Origin of the sequence: Actinophytocola sp. (assembly GCF_036402745.1) — a bacterium.
Classification (GTDB): Bacteria; Actinomycetota; Actinomycetes; order Mycobacteriales; family Pseudonocardiaceae; genus Actinophytocola.
The window spans coordinates 1-7,591 of record NZ_DASWSJ010000327.1; the positions used below are offsets into that span (position 1 = coordinate 1).

Consider the following 7,591-nt stretch of genomic DNA (forward strand, 5'->3'; position numbering starts at 1 on the left):
GGCTCGAGGGCGATGTGGCGTGGGAGATCATCGACCAGCTGGCCACGAAGTACACCGGTACGCCCTACCCCCGAGGGCAAGAGCGCGTCGTGGCCGTGATCGAGCCCGAGCGACAGACCATCGGCGTCGGCTGAGCAACCCCGCAGGTGGACTCACCCTCAGCGAGCTGGCGCGTGACGACGGTTGACCGTCACTTGAGGACGTGTGCGATCCCGTGGACGAACTTCTCCGGTAGCCAGAGCCAGTCGTGGCCGCCGGGGAAGGTGTCGTCGTCCAGCAGTCCGGCCGCGAGGTACACGCGGAGCGCGTCGAGCGGAGTCTGGGTGAACCGCTGTGCCAGCCAGTCCTGCTCGCCGTCCCGGTTCGCGCCGACCGCGCCGATCAGAGACACGGCGCCGGTGAACGTGCCGGGGCTGGTGACCGCCGTGTACAGAGCGGCAAGGCCGCCGAGGCTCGCGCCGCCGACGACCGCACGGTCGCCGACCTTGAAGGTGGATCTGGCCCAACCGAGCAGTTCTCCGGTGACGAACGTGTGGTGGTCAGCGGAGAAGAGCAGGTCGCCGGTGCGGTGTTCGGCGGGGTCCGGCAGCACGGCGACGAATGGCGGCAACAGGCCACTGTGGACGGCCGCGTCGAACACCGCGCCGATCCGGCCGATCTCCACCAGTTCCCACCCGTTGAACAGGACCACGAGCGGGTACGACGCGGTCACACCGGGGCGGTGTACACGTGGACCGGCACGTCGCGGCCGAGTGCGCGGCTTGTCAGCCGGTGCACGGGCAGCGCGCCGGTCGCGGGCGGACTGTCCGGTTCGGACAGTGCGAGCAGCGACCCGGTCCGCCCCCCACGGGCTCGGGAAACCCTGGTCCGGGTAGGTCACCGTGCGCGGGTTGTACGGATCGACCACGTGTGCGGCGAAGTGCGCGGCGATGTCGAAGTCCGGTTTGCCGCGCCGAACCGCGGGTCTCGCGTGAAGGTGTACGTCACGCGGGTGTCCCGGGGGAGGCGCAACGTGACGTGCCAGACGTCGGTGCCCGGCACGTTGGTCAGCGCGAACTCGGGGTTGGCGCCGGGGGAGATGCCGTCGGTCAGCGTCCACGGTCCGGAGTCCGGGGCGGCGCGCAGCAGGAACGTCACGTCCACCGCGTCGCCGGGGGCGAGCGCCACCAGCGGGGTGCCGTTGCGTTCGATGTCAGCCCTGAACGTCCCCGACGCCGCGGCGATCCGGTTGCCGGGCACGACCGTTCGCCATGCTGTGGGCAGGGTGCCTGTCATCGCGGCAGGTCCGTGAGTAGCTTCTCGGTGATCTCGTGCAGACGTGCGGCGTCGCGGCGGTCGAACAACCGAGGCTCGAGCGGCACACGCGCGCCCTCGAGCACCGCGGTAAGCCGGTCGCGGCCCGGTGGTTCGAGGTAGGGGAGGATCTGCGCGACGCTCTGTGCGACCGATTTGCCAGTGACCTTCAGGCTTTCGACCTGCGTGGCGGTGATCGGGTCGTACTCGCCCGCGAAGCTCGTCGCGACCACGCCGGGGTGGTTGAGGACGTAGCGGATGTCCGGGTGCAGCCCGGTGAAGTGGACGCCGAGGAGGTCGTTGAGCCGCGCGGCGTGCCCCATCGCGCCGACCCCGTGGTAGGCCTGCTCGAGCTGGAGGTCGTGCCACCGCACGGGAACCGGCTGGCCCGCGCCGCCGAAGTTCAGGACCACCGGGTGTTCGGCACGTTGGAGCGCACCGGCCAGCCCGTGGCTGAACAGGAACCGGCTCAGGTAGAACAACGCGAAGTTGCTCTCGAAACCCTCCTCGGTCACCAGGCGGGTCGAGCGGCAGTACCGCGCGCCCAGCACCAGGACGTCCACGGCGCGGACGCGGTCGGCGACCTGTGCCACCAGCCGTCCGGTCTCACCGACGCGGCTCAGGTCCGCGGCGACGAAATGCGCCTGCTCGCCCGAGTCGGCGAACGCCTGGCCCTTGGTCTTGTTCCGGCCGATGACGAGGACCTCGAAGCCGCGGCGCAGGTACTCGGCCGCGAGGCCTCTGCCGATGCCGTCGGTCCCGCCGGTGATCACTGCCGTGCCCATGAGCCCCTCTTCGGTGTGGCCGGGCGGCACCGCCGCCTGATACTTTGATGAATCAAAGCATCTTGTCGCGACGGCTTGCAAGACTGGAGGGGTCAGCTCGTGGGGGTCAGCCCGAGTAGCTCACGCATGCCCGCGAGCATGTGTTCCTGCACGACCAGCAGCACGTCGGCGGCCTTCTCGAGGTCGTCGGCGGGCACGTCGGTGAACACCTCCGCGAGGAGCTCGCGCCGGGCGGCACGCACCTTCGCCACGGTGGCGCGGCCCTTGGCCGTGATGCCGATCAGCGTGACCCTGCGGTCGCGGTCGCAGGGGGTGGCGTCCACGAGGCCGTCGCGTCGCAGGGGCCGCAACTGCAGCGAGACGGTCGAGATGTCGATCCGCATGCACTCGGCGATGTCGGAGATCCGCATGGGCTCGGACAGGTCGAAGTGCTCGAGCAGGCGCAGTTCGCTGGACTGGAGTTCGCACCCCGAACGCGCGGCCACCTCGTGGCGGATGTGCTTGCTCTCGTTCCAGCGCACCAGCGCCGAAAGTCCGGTCTCCAGCCGCTTCAGGGTGCCGTCGGGTGGCGGGCTCACCGACTCATGTTAACGCCATTACTCACCAGGAGATGACTTCCATGACGCAACTGGCGGACGGCCGCCTCGACACCGCGCTCCGGCGCCTGATCGCCGTGGTGCTGCTCGGCGGCACGATGGGCATCATCGACGGCACGATCGTGGCCGTCGGCGTCGACACGCTCGCCGAGGAGTTCGACACGTCGCTGTCGGCGATAAGCTGGGTGTCCACCGGCTACCTGCTCGCCCTCACCGTCGCGATCCCGATCACCGGCTGGGCGGTGGGCCGGTTCGGCGCGAAGCGGCTGTGGATCTTCGGCCTCGCGCTGTTCCTGCTCGCGTCGCTCGCGTCCGCGCTCGCGTGGAACGTCGCGAGCCTCATCGTGTTCCGGGTGGTGCAGGGCCTCGGGGCGGGCATCCTCGACCCGCTTCTGCTGATGATCCTGGCGCAGGCGGCCGGCCCGGCGCGGGCCGGGCGGGTGATGGGACTGATGGGCATCGTGCTGTCGTCCGGGCCGGTGCTCGGGCTGATCGTCGGCGGGATCGTGCTCGACGCGTTGTCGTGGCAGTGGATGTTCTTCATCAACCTGCCGCTGGGGCTCGTCGCGCTCGCCGGCGCGCAGCGGGTGCTGCCCGCCGACGACCTGGGGGACCGGTCCGAGCTGCCGAAGCTCGACGTCGTCGGTGTCGCGCTGCTCGGCCCGGGCTTCGCGCTGCTGGTGCTCGCCATGTCGCAGGCGGCCGAGCACGCGGCGTTCTCGATCTGGCAGGTGCTGGTGCCGGTCGCCGCCGGTGTCGTCGTGCTCGCCGGGTACGGGGTGCACGCGTTGCGCGGCAAACGCGTGCCGCCGGTGATCGACCTGCACCTGTTCGCCAACCCGAAATTCGCCGCGACCGTGTCGATCATGGCGCTCATCGGGATGGGGACGTTCGCGAGCCTGTTCATCTTGCCGCTGTACTACCAGCAGCTGCACAACCTCGGCGCGCTCGCCGCGGGGCTGCTGCTCGCGCCGTACGGCATCGGCACTGCGGTCGCGATGCCGATCGCCGGACGGTTGTCCGACCGGCTCGGCCCGCGCAACCTCGCGCGGATCGGCGCCGCCGTGTCGCTGCTCGGCGTGTTGACCCTGACGCAGATCGGCGAGGGGACGAGTCTGGTGTGGCCGGTCGTGGGCGCGGTGGTGTTCGGTGTGGCGCTCAGCTTCGTCGGCGCGCCCACCATGGGTGCGCTGTACCGGACGCTGCCGCCGCACCTGGTGCCGCAGGGCAGTTCGGTGCTGTACATCCTCAACCAGCTCGGCGCGGCGATCGGCATCGCCGTCATCACGCTCATTCTGCAGACGAGCGGTTCGTCCGAGGCCGGGTTCCACGGCGCCTACTGGTTCGTGTTCGGCACGGTCGTGCTCATCCTGGGCGCCGGCTGGCTCCTGCCGGGTCGCCCGGAACCGCTGCCTGATCAGTTGACACAAGGTTGACATTCCGCAGGATGGGGTCGATTGAATGCCGTAGGCCGGCCATGACCTGGGGTCCGGATTTGGTTCGGGCGGTGGATGGTGCGGCGTTCGACGCGGCCATGGCCGCGGTCAGTTTGGGTGTGCCTGACTGGCACGGTGTTCCCGGGCAAGGCGTTCAGCGCGGCGAATAGTTTCGGCTGGTTTTCCTTGACACAGAAGAAGTCGGCGCCTCGCTGGTGGCGGTAGGTGGCGGGCGGTGAACGACGCCATTCCCGCCACGACCGCGCCCGCGCACAACGCCAGCACCACCGGCAACGTCGTTGCCGCTGTTGCTGACCATGCGGCTGCGACCCCTGGAATCGCGCGACGAGGAGCAGCCGCCGGCCGGCAATGCGTGGCAGGACATCGTCGATGGCCTGCGCTACATCCGCCGCCAACGCCTCATCTTCCCGCTCGTCCTTGCCGCCGCCATCAGCGAGCTCGGGCTGACCGGGACGCTCAACGTCGGCATGGTGTTGCTCAACGGCGAGCGCGGCTGGGGACCTTCCGGCTACGGCTTCATCATCAGCGCCTTCGGAGCCGGAGCGGCAGCGAGTGCCGCCCTGCTCGCCATCGCTGGCTGGTTGCCGCGGGGCGGCCTGACGATGTCCGCAACGCTGCTCGTGGGCTGCGCGGGAGCGGCCGCCATCGCGCTGATGCCGATCCTGTGGCTCGCCGTGGTGGTGGCCGGGGTGACCGGGCTGAGCGCGGGTGTCTTCGGCAGCGTGAACAATACCCTCATCCAGGCCGAGGCGGACCCCGCCTATCTGGGCCGGGTCACCTCTGTCGTCATGCTCACCTCGGTCGGCCTGGCGCCACTGACCTACCCGCTGGTCGGCGCCGCGATCGGAGCCTGGGGAGCCGCCCCGGTGTTCGTCGGGTCCGGCGCGTTCGCCAGCCTGGGCGTGGTCATCGCCCTGACCTCCGACTCGGTGCGGCGCGCCGAACTGCCCCGTCAGCGGTCAGTTGTGGCTTAAGCTTCGCTTTTCCTCTACTCCCGTATTCTCGCCTGCTCCAATGGTGCGTATCGCGCCGGTCCGCTACAGCGGCATCGTCGGCTACGCGACCTGGCTACTGTGACTGTGTGACGACGGTCGGTAAGACAGCGCTGCGCGACGTCCGGGTCTTCGACGGTCAGGGGCTGACCGAGCCGCGCACGGTGGTGATCGACGGTGCGGTGATCGGTGCCGACGCGACCGGCGCTGAGGTGGTCGACGCGGCCGGGGGTGTGTTGTTGCCCGGGTTGATTGACGCGCACATCCATCCCGACGGCCGTGCGGCGCTCGCCGCGCTGACCGCGCATGGCGTGACCACTGGACTGACCATGGCGACCTGGCCGGTCGAGTTGGTGGCCTCGATGCGGGACGTGTCCGGTATGACCGATATCCGCAGCGCGGGCCTGCCGGCCATCGGCCCGAGCGGCCTGCACGCGCGGATGCCCGGCCTGGCCGAGCACGCGGTGGTGCGCGATCCGGCACACGCGCGGCGGTTCGTCGCCGACCGGGTCGCCGAGGGCATCGACTACCTCAAGATCATGCTCGAGGCGCCCGGCGAGGGCGGCCTGCCGGAGGACGTGGCCGCCGCGCTGGTCGCCGCGGCGCGGGCGCACGGGCTGACGGTGGTCGCCCACGCCGGCTCGCCAGGGGCCTACACGTTGGCGCTGGACGTGGGCGCTGACGTCATCACGCACATGCCACTCGGGGCGCCGGTGGCCGTCGGCGACGTGGCGAGGATCGTAGCCGACGGCCGCGTCGTGATCCCCACGCTGGACATGATGCGCGGCTTGGCCGACCCCCTGGGCCTGCCGCCCGGGGCCTATGCCGCGTCGGCGCGCGGGGTCGGCGTGCTGCACGCCGCGGGTGTACCGATCCTGGCCGGCACCGACGCTAACGCCACGCCCGGTGTCCCGTACCAACCGGCGTTCGGCGTGAGCCTGCACGACGAGTTGGCACTGCTGGTCGACGCGGGCCTGAGCACCGCGGCCGCGCTGCGTGCCGCGACTTCCTTGCCCGCGAAACACTTCGGCCTGTCCGATCGGGGCGCGGTCGAGCCGGGACTGCGCGCGGACCTGGTGCTCGTCGACGGCGACCCGCTCGCCAACATCAGCGCCACGCGGGCCATCCGCCGGGTGTGGCTGGCCGGCGTCGAGTCGGTGCGGTGACTCGCGGGACGATTGTCACTTCGGCTGCAGGGCACGTGCGAAGCTGGAAACCGATGCGTGACTGGGGTTGACGTCGGAGATCGCCAGGTCGAGGTCGCGGAAGGAGTCAGCGTCGATAAGAACCGGCTCAAGCGCATCCAGTACCGATCCAACCTCGTGGACGGCTTCCTACCCAGACCGGCCTCATCCTCGAACCAGGGGCACCCTAATTCTGATCACTCAGCTCGAAGCCAGCCTCGACGACACGCGAGGTGAGCGCGCCGCCGCGCCGACCTGATCGACAAGGTGCGCCACGCCATTCGGGACCTCGACACGACAAGGCCAGCCGATCACGGTCAACGCGGTCATGCGGGCCTCCGGAGCCTCCCGCGGGTTCATCTACCGACTACCCGACCTCGTCGGGCAGATCCAGAACCTCAGGGACCGACAACGCCGTCACCAGCCAGCGGCAGCCCGCTCGGCAGCGGGCCAGCGACGCGTCCAAAGACGCCCGCATCCGCCAACGCACCGTCACTGTCGGCGAACTCCGGGACGAACTCAAGCAACGACGCCAGCAGAACTCTCTGCTGCTGGGCCGGCACCGAACACCTGGCATCACCGACGCCAACATCCAGCATCTGCGTCCACGCCGGACAAGGCGACCGCGCTCGACGGGCGCGCGGTGAACGTCATCGAGTGCTGATCTCACATCTCCGCGATGGCGATCAGCGTTTCCCGATCATCCATTTGGGACAGACGCTCGTGCAATGCATCGGAGTACAGCCAGTCGCGGATCGGCGCAGCCGGATCCTCGGGGAACCACCACAGGCTCGGCTCGCCGCCGCGGGCGAGGTCGTCGGCCCAGTAGCGCGCGAGCCGGGCGATCCCGGCGTCCGCGTCGGCACCGGTCATCGTGTCGAGGTAGGTCAGCCAGGGTGTCAGGTCGTGGTCGACGTGGGCAGCGGCGCAGACCAGGTCCTCCACGAAGCGTTGGGTCTTGTCGCCGGTGACCGCGCGCACCAGCATCGCGCGGAGCGTGTCGCGCACTGCGGCCTGCTCCTCGTCCGGCCATGTGGAGAAGCGGGCGAAGGTCAGGCCACGCAGCATGAGCTCATTGGGCGAGGCTTCCAGCAAGCTGAGGATCCGAGGCGCGAGTCCACGCCACAGCAGGCCGTACTGCTCCTCCGACCAGTGATCGAGGACCTCACGTGCGAAGGCCTCGACGAGGTCGTCCGGCACCAGCGCCGGGTCACCGCCGAGCCGATCCAGATCGGACTGTGGGTAGCAATACGTGCAGCCGTCCACCACACCGACGCGGGGCAC

At 69.9% G+C, this 7,591-nt stretch carries 9 protein-coding genes; 3 read left to right on the top strand and 6 right to left on the bottom strand.

Annotation, left to right across the window (positions count from 1 at the left end; translation table 11 throughout):
• Window positions 1-190: 190 nt before the first annotated feature.
• The 4 genes from VGD70_RS30305 to VGD70_RS30320 all read right to left on the bottom strand — a co-directional run bounded on the left by VGD70_RS30305 (window position 191) and on the right by VGD70_RS30320 (window position 2,656).
• On the bottom strand, window positions 191-712 hold the full coding sequence (locus VGD70_RS30305) for an alpha/beta hydrolase (RefSeq protein ID WP_331087379.1): 522 nt from the start codon (window positions 710-712) through the stop codon (window positions 191-193).
• A gap of 164 nt (window positions 713-876) precedes the next feature.
• Window positions 877-1,275 carry an enterochelin esterase domain-containing protein gene (locus VGD70_RS30310; RefSeq protein ID WP_331087381.1) on the bottom strand — a complete coding sequence of 133 codons (399 nt, stop codon included), beginning with the start codon at window positions 1,273-1,275 and terminating at the stop codon, window positions 877-879.
• Window positions 1,272-2,078, bottom strand: coding sequence for an SDR family NAD(P)-dependent oxidoreductase (locus VGD70_RS30315; RefSeq protein WP_331087383.1), 807 nt, complete (start codon window positions 2,076-2,078; stop codon window positions 1,272-1,274). The genes VGD70_RS30310 and VGD70_RS30315 overlap by 4 nt, the downstream gene beginning before the upstream one ends.
• Before the next feature lie 92 nt (window positions 2,079-2,170).
• Entirely contained in the window at window positions 2,171-2,656 is a 486-nt protein-coding gene (locus tag VGD70_RS30320) for a MarR family winged helix-turn-helix transcriptional regulator (RefSeq protein WP_331087385.1), read from the bottom strand.
• Between the two features lie 41 nt (window positions 2,657-2,697).
• Between VGD70_RS30320 and VGD70_RS30325 the strand changes: the two genes are divergently transcribed.
• From VGD70_RS30325 to VGD70_RS30335, 3 genes are all read left to right on the top strand, one after another.
• The gene (locus tag VGD70_RS30325) at window positions 2,698-4,110 is read left to right on the top strand and encodes a DHA2 family efflux MFS transporter permease subunit (protein ID WP_331087387.1); all 1,413 of its coding nucleotides are present in this window, start codon (window positions 2,698-2,700) and stop codon (window positions 4,108-4,110) included.
• 299 nt (window positions 4,111-4,409) lie between these two features.
• Complete coding sequence (locus VGD70_RS30330) at window positions 4,410-5,105, top strand: MFS transporter (protein ID WP_331087389.1); 696 nt, start codon at window positions 4,410-4,412, stop codon at window positions 5,103-5,105.
• A 107-nt stretch (window positions 5,106-5,212) separates the two neighbouring features.
• On the top strand, window positions 5,213-6,289 hold the full coding sequence (locus VGD70_RS30335; protein WP_331087392.1) for an amidohydrolase family protein: 1,077 nt from the start codon (window positions 5,213-5,215) through the stop codon (window positions 6,287-6,289).
• Between the two features lie 416 nt (window positions 6,290-6,705).
• Here the strand turns inward: VGD70_RS30335 and VGD70_RS30340 are convergent, their stop codons facing one another.
• Both VGD70_RS30340 and VGD70_RS30345 read right to left on the bottom strand, forming a co-directional pair.
• Window positions 6,706-6,906: a hypothetical protein gene (locus tag VGD70_RS30340; RefSeq protein WP_331087394.1), complete on the bottom strand. Its 201-nt coding sequence runs from the start codon at window positions 6,904-6,906 to the stop codon at window positions 6,706-6,708.
• Window positions 6,907-6,973: 67 nt separating this feature from the next.
• Window positions 6,974-7,591, bottom strand: a 618-nt coding sequence (locus VGD70_RS30345) for a hypothetical protein (RefSeq protein WP_331087396.1), incomplete at its 5' end; no start/stop codon positions are given.

Coding starts and splice junctions, on each gene's coding strand:
- VGD70_RS30310 (WP_331087381.1), bottom strand. CDS start 1,275: ATGACAGGCACCCTGCCCACAGCATGGCGAACGGTCGTGCCCGGCAAC.
- VGD70_RS30315 (WP_331087383.1), bottom strand. CDS start 2,078: ATGGGCACGGCAGTGATCACCGGCGGGACCGACGGCATCGGCAGAGGC.
- VGD70_RS30325 (WP_331087387.1), top strand. CDS start 2,698: ATGACGCAACTGGCGGACGGCCGCCTCGACACCGCGCTCCGGCGCCTG.
- VGD70_RS30340 (WP_331087394.1), bottom strand. CDS start 6,906: ATGCTGGATGTTGGCGTCGGTGATGCCAGGTGTTCGGTGCCGGCCCAG.